This window comes from Azospirillum sp. TSO35-2, from assembly GCF_003116095.1.
GTDB lineage: Bacteria > Pseudomonadota > Alphaproteobacteria > Azospirillales > Azospirillaceae > Azospirillum.
The window spans coordinates 520801-542050 of the sequence record NZ_LGRA01000018.1; the positions used below are offsets into that span (position 1 = coordinate 520801).

General features: G+C 69.6%; 19 protein-coding genes. 3 read left to right on the top strand and 16 right to left on the bottom strand.

Going from position 1 to position 21250, the window contains the following annotated elements:
• Positions 1-37 precede the first annotated feature (37 nt).
• The 3 genes from fdhF to TSO352_RS13290 all read left to right on the top strand — a co-directional run bounded on the left by fdhF (position 38) and on the right by TSO352_RS13290 (position 3733).
• Positions 38-2209, top strand: a complete 2172-nt coding sequence (gene fdhF / locus TSO352_RS13280) for a formate dehydrogenase subunit alpha (protein ID WP_109107794.1) — start codon at positions 38-40, stop codon at positions 2207-2209.
• 84 nt (positions 2210-2293) lie between these two features.
• The gene (gene hypA, locus TSO352_RS13285) at positions 2294-2635 is read left to right on the top strand and encodes a hydrogenase maturation nickel metallochaperone HypA (RefSeq protein WP_109107795.1); all 342 of its coding nucleotides are present in this window, start codon (positions 2294-2296) and stop codon (positions 2633-2635) included.
• 198 nt (positions 2636-2833) lie between these two features.
• The gene (locus tag TSO352_RS13290) at positions 2834-3733 is read left to right on the top strand and encodes a LysR family transcriptional regulator (RefSeq protein ID WP_109107796.1); all 900 of its coding nucleotides are present in this window, start codon (positions 2834-2836) and stop codon (positions 3731-3733) included.
• A 19-nt stretch (positions 3734-3752) separates the two neighbouring features.
• Here the strand turns inward: TSO352_RS13290 and TSO352_RS13295 are convergent, their stop codons facing one another.
• The 16 genes from TSO352_RS13295 to TSO352_RS13370 all read right to left on the bottom strand — a co-directional run bounded on the left by TSO352_RS13295 (position 3753) and on the right by TSO352_RS13370 (position 21062).
• On the bottom strand, positions 3753-4541 hold the full coding sequence (locus tag TSO352_RS13295; RefSeq protein ID WP_109107797.1) for a substrate-binding domain-containing protein: 789 nt from the start codon (positions 4539-4541) through the stop codon (positions 3753-3755).
• Positions 4541-4957: a c-type cytochrome gene (locus tag TSO352_RS13300; RefSeq protein ID WP_247872075.1), complete on the bottom strand. Its 417-nt coding sequence runs from the start codon at positions 4955-4957 to the stop codon at positions 4541-4543. Before TSO352_RS13300 ends, TSO352_RS13295 begins: the two co-directional genes overlap by 1 nt.
• A 19-nt stretch (positions 4958-4976) precedes the next feature.
• Positions 4977-5882 (bottom strand): cytochrome c oxidase assembly protein, encoded by a 906-nt coding sequence (locus tag TSO352_RS13305; protein ID WP_109108312.1) that lies wholly within the window; start codon positions 5880-5882, stop codon positions 4977-4979.
• The gene (locus TSO352_RS13310; protein ID WP_109107799.1) at positions 5879-6226 is read right to left on the bottom strand and encodes a hypothetical protein; all 348 of its coding nucleotides are present in this window, start codon (positions 6224-6226) and stop codon (positions 5879-5881) included. Before TSO352_RS13310 ends, TSO352_RS13305 begins: the two co-directional genes overlap by 4 nt.
• Position 6227: 1 nt before the next feature.
• Entirely contained in the window at positions 6228-6836 is a 609-nt protein-coding gene (locus tag TSO352_RS13315; RefSeq protein ID WP_109107800.1) for a cytochrome c oxidase subunit 3, read from the bottom strand.
• Positions 6836-8782 (bottom strand): cytochrome c oxidase subunit I, encoded by a 1947-nt coding sequence (gene ctaD, locus TSO352_RS13320; RefSeq protein ID WP_109107801.1) that lies wholly within the window; start codon positions 8780-8782, stop codon positions 6836-6838. Before ctaD ends, TSO352_RS13315 begins: the two co-directional genes overlap by 1 nt.
• Positions 8779-9807 carry a cytochrome c oxidase subunit II gene (gene coxB, locus TSO352_RS13325; RefSeq protein WP_109107802.1) on the bottom strand — a complete coding sequence of 343 codons (1029 nt, stop codon included), beginning with the start codon at positions 9805-9807 and terminating at the stop codon, positions 8779-8781. Before coxB ends, ctaD begins: the two co-directional genes overlap by 4 nt.
• A complete protein-coding gene (locus tag TSO352_RS13330; protein ID WP_109107803.1) occupies positions 9804-10370 on the bottom strand; it encodes a c-type cytochrome in 567 nt (188 codons plus the stop codon). Before TSO352_RS13330 ends, coxB begins: the two co-directional genes overlap by 4 nt.
• Entirely contained in the window at positions 10342-12261 is a 1920-nt protein-coding gene (locus TSO352_RS13335) for a methanol/ethanol family PQQ-dependent dehydrogenase (RefSeq protein ID WP_247872076.1), read from the bottom strand. The genes TSO352_RS13330 and TSO352_RS13335 overlap by 29 nt, the downstream gene beginning before the upstream one ends.
• Before the next feature lie 33 nt (positions 12262-12294).
• Positions 12295-13719 carry a PLP-dependent aminotransferase family protein gene (locus TSO352_RS13340; RefSeq protein WP_247872077.1) on the bottom strand — a complete coding sequence of 475 codons (1425 nt, stop codon included), beginning with the start codon at positions 13717-13719 and terminating at the stop codon, positions 12295-12297.
• Between the two features lie 121 nt (positions 13720-13840).
• Positions 13841-15340, bottom strand: a complete 1500-nt coding sequence (gene ccoG, locus TSO352_RS13345; protein WP_109107806.1) for a cytochrome c oxidase accessory protein CcoG — start codon at positions 15338-15340, stop codon at positions 13841-13843.
• A 288-nt stretch (positions 15341-15628) separates the two neighbouring features.
• Entirely contained in the window at positions 15629-17626 is a 1998-nt protein-coding gene (locus TSO352_RS33960) for a sensor domain-containing diguanylate cyclase (protein ID WP_158284588.1), read from the bottom strand.
• Positions 17627-17735: 109 nt separating this feature from the next.
• On the bottom strand, positions 17736-18662 hold the full coding sequence (locus TSO352_RS13355) for a glycosyl hydrolase (RefSeq protein ID WP_109107808.1): 927 nt from the start codon (positions 18660-18662) through the stop codon (positions 17736-17738).
• Positions 18659-19468 (bottom strand): TIGR04290 family methyltransferase, encoded by an 810-nt coding sequence (locus TSO352_RS13360; RefSeq protein WP_109107809.1) that lies wholly within the window; start codon positions 19466-19468, stop codon positions 18659-18661. Before TSO352_RS13360 ends, TSO352_RS13355 begins: the two co-directional genes overlap by 4 nt.
• On the bottom strand, positions 19465-20073 hold the full coding sequence (locus TSO352_RS13365) for a histidine phosphatase family protein (RefSeq protein ID WP_109107810.1): 609 nt from the start codon (positions 20071-20073) through the stop codon (positions 19465-19467). Before TSO352_RS13365 ends, TSO352_RS13360 begins: the two co-directional genes overlap by 4 nt.
• Positions 20074-20081: 8 nt before the next feature.
• On the bottom strand, positions 20082-21062 hold the full coding sequence (locus TSO352_RS13370; RefSeq protein WP_247872078.1) for a myo-inositol-1-phosphate synthase: 981 nt from the start codon (positions 21060-21062) through the stop codon (positions 20082-20084).
• Positions 21063-21250 lie beyond the last annotated feature (188 nt).

The window sequence follows — 21250 nt, forward strand, 5'->3', positions numbered from 1 at the left end:
AAGCCACGAAAATCGAGCCAGGAACATCGAGGTCGAGATGGAAAAGCATATGGCGGTCTGCCCCTACTGCGGTACGGGCTGCAAACTCAATCTGCTGGTCGAGGGCGGGAAGGTCGTCGGCGCCGAGCCCCTGAACGGCGTGACCAATGAAGGGGAGCTGTGCCTGAAGGGCTATTTCGGCTTCGACTTCATCAACGACACCAAGATCCTGACGCCGCGCCTGCGCAACCCGATGCTGCGCCGCAGCCGCGACGCCGCGTTCGAGGCGGTGTCGTGGGACGAGGCGATCCAGTACGCCGCGACCCGGCTGTCGGAGATCAAGGCCAAGCACGGCCCCGACTCGATCATGACGACCGGCTCGTCGCGCGGCACCGGCAACGAGACCAACTATGTGATGCAGAAGTTCACCCGCGCGGTGCTCGGCACGAACAACGTCGACAACTGCGCGCGCGTCTGCCACGGCCCGTCGGTCGCCGGCCTGCTGACCACGCTCGGCAACGGCGCGATGAGCAACTCGATCCCCGAGATCGAGGACACCAAATGCGTTCTGGTCTTCGGCTACAACGTCGCCGACAGCCACCCGGTCATCGCCCGGCGCATCATCAAGGCCAAGGAGCGCGGCGCCAAGATCATCGTCTGCGACCCGCGCAAGATCGAGACCGCCCGGCTGGCCGACCTGTGGCTGCCGTTGAAGAACGGCTCCAACATGGCGCTGGTCAACGCCTTCGCCAATGTCCTGATCACCGAGAAGCTCTACGACAAGGACTACGTCGCCAACCACACCGAGGGCTTTGAAGAGTACAAGGCGACGGTCGCCAAATACACGCCGGAATACGTCGAGTCGATCACCGGCCTTGCCGCCGCCGACATCCGCGAGGCGATGCGCATCTACGCCGCGGCGCCGACCGCCACCATCCTGTGGGGCATGGGCGTCACCCAGTGGGGGCAGGGCGTCGACGTGGTGAAGGGCCTGTCGGGACTGGCGCTGCTGACCGGCAACCTCGGCCGCCCGAACGTCGGCGTCGGCCCGGTGCGCGGCCAGAACAACGTGCAGGGCAGCTGCGACATGGGCGTGCTGCCGGACAACTTCCCCGGCTACCAGCGGGTCGACGACGCCAAGGCGCGCGCGAAGTTCGCCAAGGCGTGGGGCGTGCCCAGCCTGCCCGACAAGGTCGGCTGCCGCCTGACCGACGTTCCGCATCTGGCGGAAACCGGCGCGCTGAAGGCGATGTACATCATGGGCGAGGATCCCGCCCAGACCGAGCCGGACCTGGCGCAGGTGCGCAAGGGCTTCGCCGCGCTGGACTTCATCATCGTCCAGGACATCTTCATGACGAAGACGGCGATGTTCGCCGACCTGATCCTGCCGGCGACCTCCTGGGGCGAGCATGAGGGCGTGTTCAGCGCCGCCGACCGCAGCTTCCAGCGCTTCACCAAGGCGGTCGACGCCAAGGGCGACGTCAAGCACGACTGGGAAATCATCAGCCTGCTCGCCACGGCGATGGGCTATCCGATGCACTACACCGACACCAAGCAGATCTGGGACGAACTGCGCGAGCTGTGCCCGCTCTATTACGGCGCGACCTACGAGAAGATGGAGGGGCTGGGCTGTGTGCAGTGGCCGTGCCGGACGCTCGACTCGCCCGGTTCCAAGTACCTCTACGAGGGCAACATCTTCCAGCGGCCGAGCGGCAAGGGCCTGCTGTTCGCCAGCGAATGGCGGCCGCCGCAGGACCAGCTGAACGAGGAGTTCCCGCTGGTCCTCTGCACCGTCCGCGAGGTCGGCCACTATTCCTGCCGCTCGATGACCGGCAACTGCGCCGCCCTGCAGACGCTGGCCGACGAGCCGGGCTATGTGACGATCAACCCGAAGGACGCCAAGGCGTTGGGCATCCGTGACCAGGAACTGGTCTGGGTCTCCTCGCGCCGCGGCAAGGTCATCAGCCGCGCCAGCGTCACCGACCGCACCAACCAGGGCGCGGTCTACATGACCTACCAGTGGTGGATCGGTGCCTGCAACGAGCTGACCATCCACGCGGTCGATCCCATCGCCAAGACGCCGGAATACAAATACGCCGCCGTCCGGGTCGAACCGATCGCCGATCAGGTCTGGGCCGAGAACCACGTCCAGCAGGAGTACGCGACGCTGAAGAGCGGTCTCAGCGGCGCTGTGAGCCGCGCCGCGAAGAAGGCCCCGGCCTACGCCTGAGCCGCAACCCGAGTCGCCGAGCACGGCCGTCCTTCCGCAAGGGGGCGGCCGTGTCCTTGTCCTTCGTCCGGAGGGAGCCCGCCCATGCATGAGATCGCCGTTTGCCAATCCCTGCTCCAACAGGCCATGGCGGCGCGGGACGCCCGGCCCTTCGCCCGGGTGGTCCGCGTCAGCCTGTCGGTCGGCCGGCTGAGCCGGGTGGAGCCGGAGGCGCTCCAGGTCGCCTTCGACCTTCTCAGCCGCGACACCTTCCTGGAGGGCGCCGCCCTGCGGATCGAGCGTCCGCCGGGGCACGCCGTCTGCGAGGATTGCGGTGCCGAGTCGGAGGTCGACAGCCGCGTCGCCCGATGCCCGGCCTGCGCCGGCCACCGCCTGCGGATCGACGGCGGCGACGGTTACCGTTTCATCGAGATGGAGGTCGCATGATCGACAACCGGGGATGGTTCGTGGACCAACGATGCGGCGCTTTGCCGCTGCGCCACGGCGGCCGGTGGGCGAAACGATGATCCGTATCAATGATGTTGCCGCGTCAAAGACAGAAAACAACCGGCGCAGGACCTGGAGCCCCGGCACCGGCTACCGGACCGGTCGGTGTGTGTCCAAAGACCTGGGAGGAGCCCCGGCATGCAGGAAAAGCTGGAATTTCTGATTGCGCTCGCGACCGAAAAGCATTTCGGCCGGGCCGCCCAGGTCTGCGGGGTGTCGCAACCGAACCTGTCCGCGGCGATCAAGCAGTTGGAGTCGACGCTGGGCGTGCCGCTGGTCGATCGCGGGGCGCGCTTCATCGGCTTCACCGCGGAGGGGGAACGGGTTCTGGAATGGGCGCGGCGGATCGTCGGCGACTACAAGGCGATGCGCGCCGACGTCGAGACGATGAAGCACGGCCTGACCGGAACGCTGCGTCTGGCCGTGGTGCCGACCGCCCTGCCGCTGGTGCAGCGGCTGACCTCGATGTTCTGGTCGCTGCACCCCGGCATCAAGATCATCATCTCCTCTCACAGCTCGACCGAGATCCTGTCGCGGCTGGAGAATCTGGAGGCGGAGGCGGGGATCACCTACCTCGACAACGAGCCGGTCGGCAACGTCGACGAGGTGCCGCTCTACCACGAGCGCTACCACCTGATCACGGCGGCGGACGGCCCGTTCGGGTCGCGCGACACCGTCACCTGGGAGGAGGCGGCCACCCTGCCGCTCTGCCTGCTCAACGCGAACATGCAGAACCGCCGGATCATCGACCGCGCCTTCGCCGAGGCCGGGGTGCACGCCGAACCGATGCTGGAGTCCAACTCGATCGTCGTGCTGGCGAACCATCTCTGCACCGGCATGTGGGCGACCATCATGCCGCGGATCATGGCCGACTCGCTGCTGCTGCTCCCCACCATCCGCGCCATCCCCATCGTGGCGCCCGAGGTGACGACCCTGATCGGCCTCGTCGTCGCCCGGCGCACCCCGCAGCCGCCGTTGACCGCCGCCCTGATCGCCGACGCGCGGCGGCTCGCCCCGGAACTGGCGCTGGTCGCCTGACGGCGGGCCCGCCGGTCGGTCAGGGCGCGCGGGGGACGCCGTAATCCGCCAGAACCCGGTCGATCGCATCGCGGTTGCGCTCCAGCGCGGCGCCCAGGCGGTTGCGCAAGGCGTCGTCGTCCTTCCTCACCCCCATGGCGATATCGAAGACCATCGGCGGGACCGGCCCGTCGATCCGCGGGGCGACCGGGGTCAGGGTCAGCGGCACCGCTTCGTGGGCGGCGAAATAGCCGGCCTGGGGCCCCCAGACCACGGCGACGTCCAGTTCGCCGCTCGCCACCGCGTCGACGATGCGGGCGGTCGGGTTCGGTTTCGTGTAGTCGCCATAGACAAGATAGCCGCGCACATTGCGGACGATGCCGCGGCGGCTCAGCGCGTGGGCGGGCGGGGCGTTGGAGAAGTCGTCGCCGATCATCTGCACCCCGACCGTCAGGCTGCGCAGCCGCGGATCGTCGAAGCTGCCGATGTCCAGCCCGCGCCCGGCCGCCGTGACGAACACATAGGTGGAGCGGTAATAGGGCCGCGTCGTCGCCAGCATGTCCATCGTCGCCGGCACCCCGGCGACGACGTCGCACAGGCCGGCCTTCAGCGTGTTGCGGATGAAGCCGCGGCGCTGCGCCCACCAGGTGTACTCGACCGCCACGCCCAGGTCGCGGGCCAGCAGGTCGACGATCCGGTTCTCGAACCCTTCGCCGCGGTCGTTGCTGTAGGGCAGGTTGTTGGGATCGGCGCAGACGCGCAGGGGCTCGGCACCGGCCCCCGCCGCCGGGAGCAGCACGGCCAGCGCGGCGACCAGGATGCGGCGCATCACCAATGTCCCTCCGTCAGGGTGTAGAGATAGGCGGTGATGTCGCGGGCGTCCTGGTCGCTGACGCCCAGGTTGGGCATCGCCGTGCGGGGCGAGGCCGCCGGCGGATCCTTGATCCAGCTCATGACGTTGTCGGGCGTGTTGGCCAGAACGCCGGCGACATAGACCCGGCTGCCGAAGCCGGCCAGCGGCGGGCCGACCAGTCCGCGGGCGCGGGTGACGCCGGGGATGGTGTGGCAACTGCCGCAGCCGTAGCGCAGCACCGCCTCCTGCCCGGCGTGGGGATCGCCGCCGGTGATCTCGGCGACGTGGCGCAACGTCTTCTGCCGCTGCTGCACGCCCTGCCACGCCGCCCCGGCCGCCGCGGCGATCACCGCCAGCGCCAGCGCGACGGCGGCCGCCGGCCGGGCCCGCACCGGGCCGGGACGCCCGCGTCTACTCCGCCCATAGGACATCGCGGCCCCTCCCCGAACGGTTCAGCCACAGCGCGATCAGGACGAAGGCCGCCGCCGCGTGGACCAGCCCGGCCGGTATCCACATGACGAGGCCGGCCAACTGCTGGTCCTCCAGCGGCGACAGCCGGCCGCCGGCCTGCGCGGCGTAGGTCGGGTACCAGGGCGTGCGGGCCAGCGTCAGCAGGGTGCCGAGCAGCCCGCTCTGCAACGCGGTCAGGAACTGGCACAGCGCGGCGGCGCCATGGCCGAGCCGCCCCGCCCGCCCAACGGACAGCGCCCACCAGAACAGCAGGGCCGCGCCGAGGAAGCTGGCGTGCTGCGCCGCGTGCAGGACCGGCGTGGTGACGGCGGCCTCGAACGCGGCGGGGATGTGCCACAGCCACAGGACGACCGTCTGCAGCAGCGTCGCGGTCAGCGGGTCGGTCAGCCGCCGCCATGTCCCGCGCAGGCCGGTCCGCCCGGCGCGCACCAGCCGGCGCCGCAACCTGTCCGGCAGCCCCCACAGCAGCACGCCCAACGGCCGCCCCAGCGCCAGCAGCGGCGCGGCGAGCACCATGATGATCTCATGCTCCACCATATGCGCGGCGAAGGACCGCCCGCCCCAGACATGCAGCGGCGTGATCACCGGCAACGCCAGCAGCAGCCAGCCGGCGGCGAACAGCAGGGCACGCCGCCGCGCTCCCGTCGCCCGCCCGGCCGCCGGGCGGCCCTGCCGCCGCAGCGCCAGCCGCCGCCACCCGGCCAGGTACAACAACCCGCTTCCCAGCAGCGGCAGGCCGAGCCACGGGTCGACCGCCAGCTCCACCCCGCCGCCGTGGGCGAGCGCCGGGGCGGGCGCCAGCAGGAGCGTCGCCAGCAGGATGGCGGAGGTCCGCGCGCCGGTCATCGCCCGCACCCCTGCAGGATCAGCCCGGCCATGGTCTGGCCGGTGATCGCCACCAGGACGATCGCCACCGCCAGCGCTCCCAGCGTTCCGATGAAGCGCTGGCTGCCGCGGCCGGGGGATTCGCTGTCGACGGGTCCGGCCGCCCGCGCCGCCCGCCAGGACAGCCAGCCGCCGGCCAGCGCCACCAGCGCGCCGACGACGCCCAGCGTCACCACCAGCGACGGCCTGCCCAGCGCGCAGTTCCAATAGACGGTGTCGGAGCCGCCCTGATGCTGGATCAGCCAGCCGGCCGGTCCGGCGATCCAGCCGGCCCAGGCGGTGACGGGGATGTGCCGCGCCGCCATCTCAGACCAGCCTCGGCACGACGTAGAGCAGGCCCCACAGCGGCACCCAGGCCAGCACCACGAAGTTCCAGTAGACGCAGTTGTCGGTGACGTCGGTGTAGCGGCGCGGCTCGACATGCCGGGTGAACATCAGCGCCGTCAGCACCAGCGTGTCGCCGATGTCGGTCACGAGGTGGGTCGCGTGCAGCCCCAGCAGGACCCAGACGATGGAGCCGTAGGCGTTGTCGTCCCAGCGGCAGTTCAGCGCCCCGAACTCGAACGCGCGGACGACCAGCGTCAGCAGCCCGACCGCCGACATGACGACGAGGCCGACGCGGACCTTGCGCAGATCCTCCTGGTGGGCCACCCGGTCGGTCCACAGGTTGGGCAGCAGGCTCGCCAGCATCAGGATCAACTGCGCCGTCCCCCACAGCCAGTCCGGCGGCGCCTGCCCGGGCGGCCAAGTCTCCGGCTGGCCCATCAGGTAGAAATAGGCGGCGGCGGCCAGCGCGAAGCCGGTGCCCTCGATCAGGATGAAGCCCAGCGTCCCCCACCAGGTGGCCGAGCGCGGTCCGTGCGCGCTGGTCGGCAGATGGGCGAGGTCGGTGACGAAGTGCGGCGCCTTTTCCATCAGTCGATCACCGGTTCGGGGGTGTCGGGCGGCGATTTGGGCCAGAACCAGCCGATCAGCCCGACCGCCAGCGGGATCGCCCCCCACACCACCGCCCAGGGCGTGAAGATCGAGCCGATGAACAGCGCCGTCACCGCCAACGCCGACAGCAGCGGCCAGATCGACGGTTCCGGCGACGGCTCCCGCAGGTCGGGATCGGCGTCGACCACGGTGGTCAGCAGCAGCTCGCGCTGGTCCACCCGCAGGCCGCCGACGACCGGCAGACCCTGGGCGGGCAGACCCTGGGGGAGCGTCCATAGCGGCTCCTGCCCGGTGACCACGGGGATGTGGGTGAAGTTGTAGCTGGGCGGCGGCGACGACGTCGCCCATTCCAGGGTGCCGGCCCCCCACGGGTTGTCGCCGGCCGAGACGCCGTGCTTCAGGCTGTGCCAGACGTTGCCGACGAAGGTCGCCACGCCGGCCGCGAGGATCACGGCGCCCGCCGTCGCCAGCAGGTTCAGCTCGTCCCAGCCGACGCCGGCCGGATAGCTGTAGACCCGGCGCGGCATGCCGATCAGCCCCAGGATGTGCATGGGGAAGAAGGCGAGGTTGAAGCCGACGAAGAACAGGCCGAAGTTCCAGGCCCCCACCCGTTCCGACAGCATCCGCCCGGTGAATTTCGGGAACCAGTAATAGAAGGCGCCGAACAGCGGGAACACCGCGCCGCCGATCAGAACATAGTGGAAGTGGGCGACGACGAAGTAGGTGTCGTGGACCTGGCTGTCGAGCGGGACGGAGGCCAGCATGATGCCGCTGAGGCCGCCCAGCACGAAGACGACGATGAAGCCGATCACGAACAGCAGCGGCGTGGCGAAGCGCGGCCGTCCGTCCCACAGGGTGGCGATCCAGCAGAAGATCTGGATGCCGCTGGGGATGGCGATGGCCATGCTGGCCGCGGTGTAGAAACTGTTGCCGAGATGCGGCAGCCCGGTCGCGAACATGTGGTGGACCCACAGCCCGAAGCCGAGGAAGCCGGTCGCGAACAGCGCCAGCACCAGCGCGGTGTAGCCGAAGATCGGCCGGCGCGCGAAGGTCGGCAGGATCGACGAGACGAAGCCGGTCGCCGGCAGGAAGATGATGTAGACCTCCGGATGGCCGAAGAACCAGAACAGGTGCTGCCACAGCAGCGCGTCGCCGCCTTCGGCCGGATTGAAGAAATGGGTGCCGATCAGCCGGTCCATGATCAGCATGCTGCTGGACACCATCACCGCCGGCATGGCGAACACCACCATGAAGGAGGTGACGAGCTGGCCCCAGACGAACAGCGGGATGCGGTTCAGCGACATGCCCGGCGCCCGTTGCTTGAACACGGTGACGATGATCTCGACCGCGACCGCCAGCGCCGCCACCTCGGTGAAGGTGACCATCTGCGCCCAGAAATCGACGCGCTTGCCGGGGCTGTATTGCGGGCCGGCCAGCGGCACATAGCTGAACCACCCGACGTCCGGCCCGACATTCAGGATGAAGGCGACCCACAGCATGATGCCGCCGGCCAGATAGACCCAATAGCTGAAGGCGTTCAGGCGGGGAAAGGCGATGGCGCGGGTGCCGACCATCAGCGGCACCAGATAGATCGCGAAGGCCTCCATCATCGGCACGGCGAAGAGGAACATCATCGTCGTGCCGTGCATGGTGAAGATCTGGTTGTAGCGGTCGGGCGACAGCAGCGTCCGCTCCGGCCCCGCCAACTGCATCCGCATGGCGAGCGCCAGCAGTCCGGCCAGCACGAAGAAGGTGAAGGCGGTGACGACGTAGCGCCGGCCGACCTGCTTGTGGTCGACGGTCGACAGCCAGCCCCACAGGCCGGGCGGCGTCGCCCAGCTCCGCGCCAGCCGGGCGTTGGTCTCCGCCTCGCCCAGCCCGGGGCCGTCGCGGCGGACGACGGCCGTATCGGTGCCGGCCGTCATTTCAGGCTGTCCAGGTAGGCGACCACGCCCTGAAGCTGGTCGGGCGACAGGCTGGTGATCGGCATCTGGTTCCCCGGCTTGATGCGCTGCGGGTCGGCGATCCAGCCGGCGAGGTTGCCCTTGCTGTAGGGCAGGGTGCCGGCGGCGAGCGACGGGCGGCTGGCGACGTGGGTCAGGTCCGGCCCGACCCGGCTGGCCGCCGTCGTGCCGTGGATGGTGTGGCACATCACGCAGGCGGCGCTGAGGAAGACCTGTTGCCCCTGCCTGGCCAGATCGTCGGCCGGGGCGGCGGCGGGGCTGAGTTGGGATTCGCGCCAGGCGTCGAACCGGTCGCGCGGCATCGCCACCACGTCCAGCGCCATGTTGGCGTGCTGGAAGCCGCAGAACTCGGCGCATTGGCCGCGGAACCGGCCCTCGCGGTCGGCAACCAGCGTCGTCTCGTTGACCCGGCCGGGGATCAGGTCGGTCTTGCCGTGCAGGTTCGGGACCCAGAAGCTGTGGATGACGTCCTGCGACTTCAGGACGATGCGCACCGGCACGCCGACCGGCAGGCGGATTTCATTGGCGGTCTCGAAGCTGCGGCTGGGGACCGGATCGTTGTACTTCACCTGCCACCACCATTGCTTGGCGGTGACCTCGATCTCCAGTTCGGCCTTGTCGGTCAGCCCCAGGATGTCACGGTCGACGGCGTAGCTCAGCCCGGTCAGCGTCAGGATGATCGCTCCGGTCCCGACCGCCCAGGCGGTCAGGCCCCCGGTCAGCCGGCGTTCGATCCGCTCCTCCCGGGCGAAGGACGGGCCGTTGGGCAGGACCCCGCGGCGGCGCGGACGGGACGCCGCGATCAGCAGGCCGGCCAGCACCACCAGGTAGACGACGGCCAGCACCCCCAGGAACAGCCACCACAGGCCGGCGATCCGCCCGGCCTGATGCCCGGCGGGGTCGAGCGCCGACTGGACGCCCTGGCACCCCGGCAATGCCAGGCAGAGCGCCAGCCCGAGGCTGCCGATCCGCAGCGCCCTGCTCATTGCCGCCCTTCCAGGTTCGGCCCGCCCGGGCTGCTGCCCTTGGGCTCTTCCCTGGGCATGCGCTGTTCGTCCGGCTTGGCGTTCAGGGAGTCGCTGCGGCCGGGGGAGGCGGCCTTGGGCGTCTGACCGCTCAGCGAGCGCACATAGGCGGCGATCTCCCAGACCTGCTGTTCGGGGATCTTGCCGCGGAAGGACGGCATGCCGTTGGGCCGCCCCTGCAGGATGGTGGCGTGGATGTTCTCCAGCGTCCCACCGTAGATCCACTGGTCGTCCATCAGCGGCGGGCCGATGTCGCCGCCGCCGTTGGCGTGGCAGGTGCCGCAGTTGAACCAGACGTAGAGCTGCTTGCCCTGGGAGATGTGGTAGGCGTTGCCTTCGTACTCACGGTGGCTCGGACCCGGCGGCGACGGCTGGCCGGCGTAGAGCGTGCCCTGGGTGATGGCGGCCGGGCCGCTGTCGCCGACCGGGGCGCCGCGCGGCTCGCGCTCCTCGCGGTCGCAGGCGGCGACCGTCAGGACCGCAAGGGCTGCGAGGCTAACGGCGCTGCGGCAGGGCGAAGACATACAGCATCCCCCCCTTGGTGGTCTTGGTCTTCAGGTCGGCCACGGCGGTGGCGAAGCCCTTGGCGGCGGTGGCGTCGCGCGGATCGAGGTTGCCGACCACCACCGCGCCGGCCCAGCCGCCGACCCCCGACAGCACGGCGACGTATTCGTGCCCGTCCGGCCCGCGGTAGGCGATCGGCTGGCCGATGATCCCGGAGCCGGTTTTGAACCGCCACAGCTCCTCGCCGGTGCGGGCGTCCAGCGCCTTGAACCAGCCCTCCATCGTCCCGTAGAACAGCAGGTCGCCGGCGGTGGTCAGCGCGCCGCTCCACAGCGGGAAATCCTCCTTGACGCTCCAGGCCTTGGCGCGCTTGACCGGGTCCCACGCCGACAGCTCGCCCCGGTGGCCGCCGGGACCGGCGAACATCCGCACCTCCGCCCCGACATAGGGCGTGCCGGCGATGTAGTTCGCCTCCGAACTCTGCCAGTCCATGCACAGGTTCATGTGCGGGATGTAGATCAGCCCGGTGCGCGGCGAGAAGGCGGACGGGTTCCAGTCCTTCGCCCCCGGCGCCGTCGGGCAGATGTCGCGCACGACCTTGCCCAGCTTCGGCGCCTTCGCCTCCACCATCGCCAGCTCGCCGGTCTTCAGGTCGACGCCGGTGGACGAGTTGATGGCGGCGTAGGGATCGGCCGACAGCACCTCCCCCGTCGCGCGGTCGAGGACATAGAGGTAGCCGTTGCGCTCCGGCCGGACGACGGTCTTGCGCATCGCCCCGTTGACCGGCAGGTCGAGCAGCAGCAGTTCGTTGATGGCGTCGTGGTCGTACAGGTCGTGCGGCACCACCTGGTAGAACCAGCGGGCCTGCCCGGTGTCGGGGTTGCGGGCGAAGATGCCGCCGGTCCATTTGTTGTCGCCCGGCCGCTGCTCCGGGTTCCACGGGCCGGGGTTGGCGGTGCCGTGGTAGATCAGGTTCAGTTCCGGATCGTAGGAAATCCAGCCCCACACCGTGCCGCCGCCGATGGTCCAGGCGTCGGGCGGCCAACTGGTGACGCCCAGATCCTTGCCCTTCTCCTTGTCGTAGAACGGCTTGTAATCGGGGCCGATCAGCACGTCGGCGTCGGGACCGGTGCTGTAGGCCTTCCAGGCGATGGTGCCGGTCCCGGCGTCCAGCGCCGTCAGCCAGCCGCGCACCCCGAACTCCCCGCCGGAGTTGCCGACCAGCACCTTCCCCTTCACCACCAGGGGGGCCATGGTGATGGTCTCCCCCTTGTTGATGTCGCCGAGTTGGGTGCGCCACAGCTCCCGCCCCGTCTCCGCCGCCACCGCGATGGTCTGTCCGTCCAGCGTGTTGATGAACAGCCGGCCGTCGGCGAAGGCCGGGCCGCGGTTGACGTAGTCGCAGCAGGCGACCCCCTGGGCGGAGGCCGCCGGCTTGGGGTCGAAGCTCCATTTCAACGGGGCGCCGGGCTTGGTCAGGTCCAGCGCGAACAGGCGGTTGGGGTAGGGGGTGACGATGTACATCGTGCCGCCGACCACCAGCGGCGGCGCCTCGTGCCCACGCTCGACGCCGGTGGAGAAGGTGAAGGCCACCTGCAGGTCGCGGACGTTGCCGGTGTTGATCTCGTCCTGCGCGCTGTAGCGGGTGCTGGCGTAATCCTTGCCCGGCATGACCCAGTTGCCGTCGTCGGCCGGCGAGGCGGCCGCCGCCGGTATGGCCTTGCCCGCGGAGGCATCCTGCGCCGGCGCGGGAACGGCGGCGCCCAGCGCGCACGCCACCAGCACCATGGCCCCTGTCAGACGGGAAATCACCACGTCGGCCCCCGCTTCGGCGTCGGGAATGTTCAGCCCGAAGCAACGGCGGCGCCTACCCTGGTGTTCCAGCGCCGCGCTCGCGCCGACGGTGTACACCCTACGGTCAGTCGAGCGGCGCGGGGGATGTTCTCAAATCACGACACCGGCCATGGCCGGAATCTGGTCGAGCGCGTCGGCCAGGATATCGAGGACCCGCTGGGTTCCGCTCCGGTCCGCCGGGGCGCCCAGGCAGATGCGCAACGCCTCCGGTGCGGTGGCGGTGGTGGTGAAGGCGTCGCTGACCACGGCGGCGATGCCGCGGCTGCGCAGGTGGGTGGCGAACTCGCCGCGCGTCCAGGCGGTGGGCAGGCGAAGCCACAGATGGAAGCCCTCGGGATGGGCGGCGACGTTGGCGGCGGGCAAGGTGTCGCGGGCCATGCGCTGGCGGGCGACCGCCTCGCCGTGGATGGACGCCAGCAGCAGCTCCGCGGTGCCGTCGCCGATCCACTGCGTGGCGATGGCCGCCGGCAGCGGCGGGGTGCCGAGCGTGGTCGCCCGTTGCGCCCCGGTCAGCCGCATCGCCTGCCGGGTGTCCGGGGCGGCGACGTAGGTGATGCGCAACCCGGGGGCGACGCATTTCGCCAGACCGGCGACGTAGAAGGTCATGTCGGGGGCCAGGGCGGCGATCGGCGGTGGGCTGGAGTCCGGCAGGACGCCGTAGATATCGTCCTCGATGATCGGCACGCCATACTCGCGGGCCAGGGCGGCGACCGCGTGGCGGCGGTCCGGCGGCAGGGTCGCCGTCGTCGGGTTGTGCAGGGTCGGCGTGCAATAGAGCGCCTTCGGCGCGTGGGCGGCGAAGGCGGCACGCAACGCCTCGGGGTCGAGCCCCTGGCCGTCCATCGCCACCCCGGCCACCTGCAACCCCAGTTGGCGGGCGATGGCCTTGAAGCCGGGATAGGTCAGCGCCTCCGCACAGACGGTGTCGCCGGGCTGGGCCAGCATCGTCAGCAGCGACAGCAGGGCGCTCTGCGTTCCCGGGCAGACCACCACCCGCTCGACCGGCACGTCCGCCAGCCGCCGGCCCAGCCAGCGGGCGCCCGCCGCCCGGTCCGCCGCGCCGGCACCCGCTTCGGGATAGCGCAGGATGCTGCGCAGGTCGGTCTGCAGCACCGCCTGGGCCATGGTCTGCCGCACCCGTTCCATCAGCTCCGGCGCGTCGGGCAGCGGTGGCTGGTTCATCGTCATGTCGACCAGAGCCATGGAGGCCGGGACGGTCGGCGGGGCCTCGCTCCCGGCCGGCCGGGGCGGCGGCGCGCTCTGGGCCCGGATGAAGGTGCCCTGGCCGACGCGGGCGTCGAGCAGGCCGCGCTGGCGGGCCTCGGTGTAGGCACGGCTGACCGTGGTCAGGTCGACCCCCAGCCGGTCGGCCAGCGTGCGCTGCGGCGGCAGCCGTTGCCCGACCGCCAGCCGGCCGTTGCGGACATCGTCGGCGATGGCGTCGGCGATGGCGAGATAGACCGGCTTGTCCCGGTTCGACAGGTCGGGTTGCCAGACGCTGCTGTCCGATTGCATGGATTGTCCTGACCGTTCCTCTGCGCGCATCGCCGTCCCGTTCCGCCCCGCTTGGCCGCCCCGGACGCCGGTTCCATATGACCGTCCGGCGCCCTCGGCTGCAAGAGGTCTTGCCGGCCCGTCAGGGGGCCAGGAACACCGTGTCGTGGCGGACCGGCTCGGGCCGGGCGGCGCTGCCGGCCGCCGGTTCCGGCGCCAGCGTGACGATGAGCGGCGTCGAGGGCCGGCTGAGCGCCGTCTGGGGGACGCGGACCTGAATGCGGTAGGTCTCCACCGCGTTGGCGCGGGCCGACAGCGCCAGCTCGCTCCGTTCCGCACCGTCGCCGGCGAGGCTGAGCCGCGCTTCGGCCGGACCGGACACGGTCAGGCGGTAATGCCGTTCCCCCAGCGTCATGTTGGAGATCTTGATGGTGTAGGCGTTCTGGATGCGTCCGTCGCTCAGCGTGACGAACAGCGGCGCGCGGTCGCGCAGGATGGAGATGTCGGCGTTCGGCCTCAGCGCCAGCCCGATCGCCATCATCCCGCCGACGACGACCAGCATCAGGCTGTAGACGATGGTGCGCGGCCGGATCAGCCGGTACGGGGCCGGCGGCACGGCGACGGCCTTGGCCGACTGCGCCGCCTGGGTGTCGAAGCGGATCAGGTCGCCGGGGCGGCCGATGCGGGCCATCACGTCGTTGCAGGCGTCGATGCACAGCCCGCAGCTGATGCATTCCATCTGGATGCCGTCGCGGATGTCGATGCCGGTCGGGCAAACCTGGACGCATTGGTCGCAGTCGATGCAGTCGCCGAACCCCTGATGCGCCCGCGTGTCCCAGCCCTGGCTCTTGCGCAGGGGCGCACGCCCCTCGCCGCGCCAGTCCTGGTAGGTGACGACCAGGCTTTCCTCGTCGAGCATCGCGGCCTGGATGCGTGGCCAGGGGCAGACGTAGAAGCACATCTGCTCGCGCATGAAACCGGCCATCAGATAGGTGGAGCCGGTCATGAACAGGATCGACCCGACCGCCAGCGCCGGCGCGTCGGCGTGCAGCAGGTCCACCACCAGCGTCGGGGCGTCGGTCAGGTAGAACACGCTGACGCCGCCGGTGGCGAAGGCGATCAGCAGCCAGATGCTGTGCTTGGCGGCTTTCTGCGCCAGCCGGCGCAGGGTCCAGGGCTGCTGGTCGAGCCGGATGCGGGCGCTGCGGTCGCCCTCGATCCGCCGTTCGACCCAGACGAACAGGTCGGTCCACACCGTCTGCGGACAGGTGAAGCCGCACCACACCCGCCCGCCCAGCGCCGTCATCAGGAACAGCCCGATCGCGGCGATGATCATCACGCCGGTGATGTAGTAGATCTGCTGCGGCCACAGCTCGACCGAGAACAGGTAGAAGCGCTGGTTGCCGAGGTCGAACAGCACCGCCTGGTTCGGGGCGTGGGGGCCGCGCTCCCACCGGAGCCAGGGCAGAACCGCGAACAGGGCGAGCAGCACCGCCGCCAGCGCCGTCTTGATCCGCCGGTAATGCCCGCGCACCGCCTTCGGGTGGATCCTGGGCCGCGACGCGTAGGAGATCGGCGGGGGGAGCGGGGCGGGATCGGCCGGCACCGGGCGGCGGGTGATGCGGGTGGGGTCGCTCAGCATGGGGCACCTGTTTCCGAAAAGAGGCATCCGGCCGCGCTCGGGCGGCCCTCAACGGCGGCGCAGGCCCCTTTTTCTTGTGCGGGCGCACCCGGCAACCATCGAGCGATGGCGCTTTGTATGGCTTGCTGAGGCGGCGCGCAACGGGATTGTACGGAGTGATGCCATGCAATCGGCGCGGTGCGGCGCTCTGCCGCACCTACAATCAGTGTGCCCCAGCGGAAATAAGTGGTTTGGCGCTCGATCACCAGGACCGGTGTCGGTGCGATCAAGCGGGCAATGCGGACAATGTCACTCTTGCGGCTGGCAGAAGACGTGCTGTCCGCGGCCAAGCCGCTTTGCCTGGTAGAGCGCGTTGTCCGCGGCCTTCAGAAGCGAACCGGGATCGCTGGCGTCATGGGGATAGAGCGCAACGCCGATGCTGGTGCCGACGGACACCGTTTCGCTGTCGAGGGGGATGTCGACCGACAGCGCCTCGACCAGCTTGGCGGCCAGCCGGTCGACGTCGGCCAGCGCGGTCACCCCCTCCAACAGGACGACGAACTCGTCGCCGCCGACACGCGCCACCGTGTCCGACGCGCGGAGGCTGTGGGTCAGACGCTCCGCCGTGACCCGCAGGACCTGATCGCCGCTGTCGTGCCCCAGCCGGTCGTTCACCGGCTTGAAGCCGTCGAGATCGATGAACAGCAGGGCCACCTGCTGGCCGGTCTGCCGGGACCGCGCCAGCGCCGCGCTGGCCCGGCTGAAGAACAGCCGGCGGTTCGGCAACCCGGTCAGCGGGTCGTGGTTGGCCATATGGTCCTTCTCCGCCTCGCTGCGGCGAAGCATCTCCTCCATCGCCCGGCGGTCGGTGATGTCGCGGGAAATGCCGACGACGCCGAGAACCTGTCCGTCGCGGTCGCGGCAGGCGGTCTTCACGGTTTCCATCAACCGTTGGCGGCCATCGCGATACACGAACCATTCCTCGTTGCGGACGACCCCCTGTTCGATGGCGAGCGCATCGACCTGCCGCCGCCGTGCGGCGGTTTCGGCGTCGACGAGGTCGATGTCCCGCACCCGCTCGTCGGGTTTCGGAACTCGCCCGACATAATCGCTCGCCGCGCGGTTGTAGTTCAGATAAACGCCGTCCCGGTCCTTGAAGAAAACGATGTCCGGCATCGATTCGATCAGGCTCTGGAGCACCGCCCGCTCCTGGTGGAGCGCCTCCAGCGTCGCGCGATGCTCCGTCACGTCCTCCAACAACCAGACCTCCCCGCCGGGCGTCAGGTAGGCGGAGAAGCGAATCCAGCGCAGCGCGCCGCTCTTGCACCGGATCTGAAGTTCGCTGAGCACCGGGGCGCCAGCCTGTCGCGCCACGTCGTAGCGTCGGCGCATTTCGTCGTGATGGTCGGCGTAAGCGGCCTTGAACCACGCGTCGAGCGTCGGCAGTTCGGTGCGGTGGTAGCCGGTGATCCGCTCGGCCGACTGGTTCAGGAAAATCCGCTCGCCTTCGACATAGGCGGCGCCGACCGGCAGATGCTCCACCATGCGGGCGAGTCGCTGCTCGGACTGGTGCAACGCTTCCTTGGCCAGGACATAGTCCGTCACGTCCCGCTCGTTGACGGCGATGGCCGGCTGCCCCGTCACCGGGTCACGGGTCCGTTGGGCGTCCATGCCATGCCAGCGTTCGCCTTGGTTAGTCCGGATCCGCGCCAGACCGTGATAGGCATCGGTGGTGGCCAGCGCCGTCATGACTGCGGCCGCATCATCGGCATCGACGAAGCGGTCCTGGAACCCGACGTCCGGGTCGGCGCAGCAGTCCCGTGCGGCGGGATTGCGCATCAGCGCGTGGCCGTCCGGCCAGCTGTACAGCGCCATGCCGACCATGGCGTGCTGCAGCAGTTCCATCCCACGCAGGCATTCGACGGCCGCCGCGTCCGCTTCCCGGGCAACGACGAGCATCGCCATGCGCCCGTCGTCGATGCGGATGCCGGAGCAGAGGCAGGAGAGGGCGACAGGGCCCCCGCCGCCGGCAACGGTCCAGCGCTCCGTCACGCGCTCCCCATCGGCGAGGCGGCGGAGGAGGGCGTCCAGGCTGGCCGGATCGGGCAGGCCGGCGAGCAGCCGGAACGATTGCTCGTCGGCCGTCCCCGCGCCGGTCAGGGCACGGGCGGCGTCGTTGGCCCACCAGACGCCGACGCTCCGCGAATCGACGATCCACGCGGCGTCGGCGATCAGATTCAGCGCTGCCAGGTCGGCGAGCGACCAAACCCGGCCCGGCAGCATGGTGGCCTGCGCCATTGCACCCATGGACGACACAATCCCCCGCATTCGAAGGAGGTATTGTCTACGCCGCAATTGTTAATGGCATCCGAATATGGCGGCTCTGGTCGCTCCCGATCTGCCTCCTGGCCGCCGGTCAGCCGAACGCCGCCAAGGGCGCTGCGGCCGCCGGGGTGGTGGCGCCATAGCGGCGGATCATCGCACCGCAGAATTCGGCAAACTCCTCGGCGACCTGCGGCGGGCTGGTGTGGTGCGGCTCCACGCCGCGGTGTTCCGGCGTGAAGCAGAAGGTGACGGTGACGTCGAAATCGGCCAGCGCCTCCATCTGGCGGTCGAACCAGTCGAGCGCGTTGGGGCGGAAGCTGTCGGCCCAGGACAGGCCGGTGCGCAGGTGGCGCACGCCCAGCCGCTTCAACCAGCCGACCGCCTCATCCAACCGGTGGTCCTCGAAATGGAACCACTGGCAGATGCCCATCTGGGCGGCGTAGGGGGCGAAGGCCTCCACCGCCGGCTTCGGCGTGCCGTCGGCGCGCAGCAGGCCCATGTGGAAATGGCGGTAGTAGGACGACCCCTCCGCCTCCTTGTGGCGGGTGGTGGCCTCCCAATGGCTGGGAAGGTCGTACAGGCTGTACCAGTGGATGCGCGGCACCTTGCCGATCAGCAGCTCGGCGGTGCGCTTGACGCCCCAGGCCTGGACCTCCTCGGCGCCGAAGGACGACACGCCGGCCTCGGTCACCCAGATCGGCTTGGTCGTCACGGCGCGGATCTCGTCGATCTTGTTCGGCCACTCGTCGATCTGCCACAGGTTCCAGTCGAGCGGGAAGCCGTGGACCGCCACCACATCGACCTCCTCCAGCACGCCGCGCTCATCGAGCCGGCGGACGAAGGACGGGTCGATCGGCGACATGCCGCCCAGCACGCGGGTGATCGCCGGGTTCTCCGCCCGGATCGCCTGGCCGGCCAGGATGGTCATGCGGGCGAACAGGTCCCATTCGGGGTCGAGGTTGGGATCCCAGTGCGACTTGTTGTTGGGCTCGTTCCAGATCTTGGCGGCTTCGATCATCCCTCGGTCCCCTTCTTATTGTGGTCGGTGTCGCCGGCCATGCCGGTCGGGGCCGGCGGCGGCGCGGGGTAGACGGCGCCGGCCTCGGTCGGCCGGTCGACGCGGCGGCAGACATAGACCTCGCGTTCCGGATGCTCGACGATCCGGAAGCCGGCGCTGCGCAGCATCGCCTCGGCGCAGGCGGCGTTCGGCGCCCACCAGTTGGTCCAGTCGCGGGCGTATTCGTGTTCGATGAAGTGCAGCTTCGGATAGCCGGGGTTGTCGAAATGGTCCTGCTCAAAGAAGTCGTAGTCGGCGCGCACCGGCGCCACCTCGGCCGAGCCGCGCTGCATCGACTGGAAGATCATCAAATCCTTGGCGACATGGTCGTGGATCAGGTCCAGCGCCAGCAGCGGGTGACGCAGGTGGTAGAGCACGCCCATGAACAGCACGACGTCGAAGGTCTCGCCGAGCTTGGCGACGTCGTAGACCGACATCTTGTGGAATTCGATGTCCTGGCCGGTTACCTCGGCGGCGAATTTCGCCTGGGCCAGATAGCGGTCGTCGAAGTCGATGGCGACCACCCGGTCGGCGCCGCGCCGCTTCATCTCGATCGAATAGAAGCCGCCGTTGCAGCCGATGTCGAGCACGGTGCGGCCGGTCAGGTCCTTCGGCACCGCGTGGGCGAAGCGTTGCCACTTCACGTTCGGATAATCGTTCAGGAAATGGTTGGGTGCCGTCCGCACGCCGTTGAGGTCGATGTTGTGGAACCAGTCGCCGAGCGCTTCGACTCGTTCGCGGATCTGGTCGGCCGTCAGGCTCGTCATGCCGCACCCTCGTTGATGCTGTGGACCTTCAGCCCCCAGTCGCCGGCGATCAGGACGCTGGTGGAGGCCGGGCCAATGTCGAATCGGCCATGGAAATCGAGCGGCAGGCCCAGCGCCTGGGCCAGCGCCGCCTTGATGACGTCGCCATGGCTGACCAGCGCCACCGTCCGCCCCGGATGGGCCCGGCGGAGGCGGTCAAGGGCGCGGGCGATCCGCGCCTGCGCCTCCGCCATGGATTCGCCCGGGGTGTCGCCGGGGGGTGGCCGCGTGTGGGTCCGGGCTTGGTTCCACAGATCCCAGGCCGGATCGCCGCGCAACGCGTCGAAGCGCAGGCCGCTCCAGGCGCCGAGGTCGAGTTCGATCAACTCCGGTTCCACCGTCACCGGCAGGTCCTGCCGCGCGGCGATCGGGGTGGCGGTCTCCACTGCGCGCTCCAGCGGGCTGGACAGCACGGCGGCCAGCCGCAACGCCGACAGGCGATTCGCCAGCGCCTCGGCTTCGCGCCGGCCCTGCTCGCTCAGCGTCACGCCGGGCATCCGGCCGCACAGCACCGAGCCCAGCCGGTCGTGCGACCCGTGGCGGACCAGGACGAACACCGTCTCCATCGAACCGCTCATACCAGCCGGGGCGGCAGCGGTTCACCGGCGATGAAGCGGAGCGTGCGCTCGCGCGCCTCGTGGTCGGTGAACTGCTCGGGCGGCGACTTCATGAAGTAGCTCGACGGACCGACCAGCGGCCCGGCGATGCCGCGGTCGAGCGCCAGCTTGGCGCAGCGCACCGCGTCGATGACGATCCCGGCCGAGTTGGGGCTGTCCCACACCTCCAGCTTCAGCTCCAGGTTCAGCGGCACGCCGCCGAAGGTGGTGCCCTCCAGGCGGATGTGCGCCCATTTGCGGTCGGTCAGCCACGGCACATGGTCGCTGGGGCCGACATGGATGTCGTCGGCATCGAGCGGAACGTCCAACTGGCTGGTGACCGCCTGGGTCTTGGAGATCTTCTTCGATTCCAGACGCTCGCGCTCCAGCATGTTCTTGAAGTCGGTGTTGCCGCCGAAATTCAGCTGGTAGGTGCGGTCGAGCCGCACGCCGCGTTCGCGGAACAGGTTGGCCAGCATGCGGTGGACGATGGTGGCGCCGACCTGGCTCTTGATGTCGTCGCCGATGATCGGCAGCCCGCGCTGCGTGAAGCGTTTCGCCCAGTCGGGGTTGGAGGCGATGAAGACGGGAATGCAGTTGACGAAGGCGCAGCCGGCCTCCAGCGCCTGTTCGGCGTAGAACTCGGTCGCCCGTTGCGAGCCGACCGGGAGGTAGGACACCAGGATGTCGGTGCCGGTCCGACGCAGGGTTTCGGCGACGTCCACCGGCGGCCGGTCGGATTCCTCGATGTCGCCCACCAGATACTTGCCGATGCCGTCCAGCGTCGGCCCACGCTCCACCGGTACGCCCAACCGCGGCGGCTTGGCAAAACGAAACGTGTTGTTGGGCGAGGCGAAAATGGCTTCGCCGACGTCCAGACCAATCTTTGAGGCGTTCACGTCAAAGGCCGCGGAAATCTCGATGTCTCCAACGTGGTACCCACCGAGATCAACGGTCATAAGCCCCGGAGGCGGCTCGTTGTCTTTGGCATCGGCGTAATAGCATAGTCCTTGCACGAAAGACGATGCGCAGTTTCCAACACCTGTGACTGCTACCCGGAGCTTTTTTCCAGTCACCGAGATCTCCCATCCCTGAATGCACGACGCTCAACGGAGCATGTATATTTGTAGACGCGAAAGGGAATCAT

Excerpts from the sequence above, each read along its gene's own strand:
- fdhF (WP_109107794.1), top strand. The coding sequence starts at position 38 with ATGGAAAAGCATATGGCGGTCTGCCCCTACTGCGGTACGGGCTGCAAA.
- hypA (WP_109107795.1), top strand. The coding sequence starts at position 2,294 with ATGCATGAGATCGCCGTTTGCCAATCCCTGCTCCAACAGGCCATGGCG.
- TSO352_RS13290 (WP_109107796.1), top strand. The coding sequence starts at position 2,834 with ATGCAGGAAAAGCTGGAATTTCTGATTGCGCTCGCGACCGAAAAGCAT.
- TSO352_RS13295 (WP_109107797.1), bottom strand. The coding sequence starts at position 4,541 with ATGCGCCGCATCCTGGTCGCCGCGCTGGCCGTGCTGCTCCCGGCGGCG.
- TSO352_RS13305 (WP_109108312.1), bottom strand. The coding sequence starts at position 5,882 with ATGACCGGCGCGCGGACCTCCGCCATCCTGCTGGCGACGCTCCTGCTG.
- TSO352_RS13310 (WP_109107799.1), bottom strand. The coding sequence starts at position 6,226 with ATGGCGGCGCGGCACATCCCCGTCACCGCCTGGGCCGGCTGGATCGCC.
- TSO352_RS13315 (WP_109107800.1), bottom strand. The coding sequence starts at position 6,836 with ATGGAAAAGGCGCCGCACTTCGTCACCGACCTCGCCCATCTGCCGACC.
- ctaD (WP_109107801.1), bottom strand. The coding sequence starts at position 8,782 with ATGACGGCCGGCACCGATACGGCCGTCGTCCGCCGCGACGGCCCCGGG.
- coxB (WP_109107802.1), bottom strand. The coding sequence starts at position 9,807 with ATGAGCAGGGCGCTGCGGATCGGCAGCCTCGGGCTGGCGCTCTGCCTG.
- TSO352_RS13330 (WP_109107803.1), bottom strand. The coding sequence starts at position 10,370 with ATGTCTTCGCCCTGCCGCAGCGCCGTTAGCCTCGCAGCCCTTGCGGTC.
- TSO352_RS13340 (WP_247872077.1), bottom strand. The coding sequence starts at position 13,719 with ATGCAATCGGACAGCAGCGTCTGGCAACCCGACCTGTCGAACCGGGAC.
- ccoG (WP_109107806.1), bottom strand. The coding sequence starts at position 15,340 with ATGCTGAGCGACCCCACCCGCATCACCCGCCGCCCGGTGCCGGCCGAT.
- TSO352_RS33960 (WP_158284588.1), bottom strand. The coding sequence starts at position 17,626 with ATGGGTGCAATGGCGCAGGCCACCATGCTGCCGGGCCGGGTTTGGTCG.
- TSO352_RS13355 (WP_109107808.1), bottom strand. The coding sequence starts at position 18,662 with ATGATCGAAGCCGCCAAGATCTGGAACGAGCCCAACAACAAGTCGCAC.
- TSO352_RS13360 (WP_109107809.1), bottom strand. The coding sequence starts at position 19,468 with ATGACGAGCCTGACGGCCGACCAGATCCGCGAACGAGTCGAAGCGCTC.
- TSO352_RS13365 (WP_109107810.1), bottom strand. The coding sequence starts at position 20,073 with ATGGAGACGGTGTTCGTCCTGGTCCGCCACGGGTCGCACGACCGGCTG.
- TSO352_RS13370 (WP_247872078.1), bottom strand. The coding sequence starts at position 21,062 with ATGACCGTTGATCTCGGTGGGTACCACGTTGGAGACATCGAGATTTCC.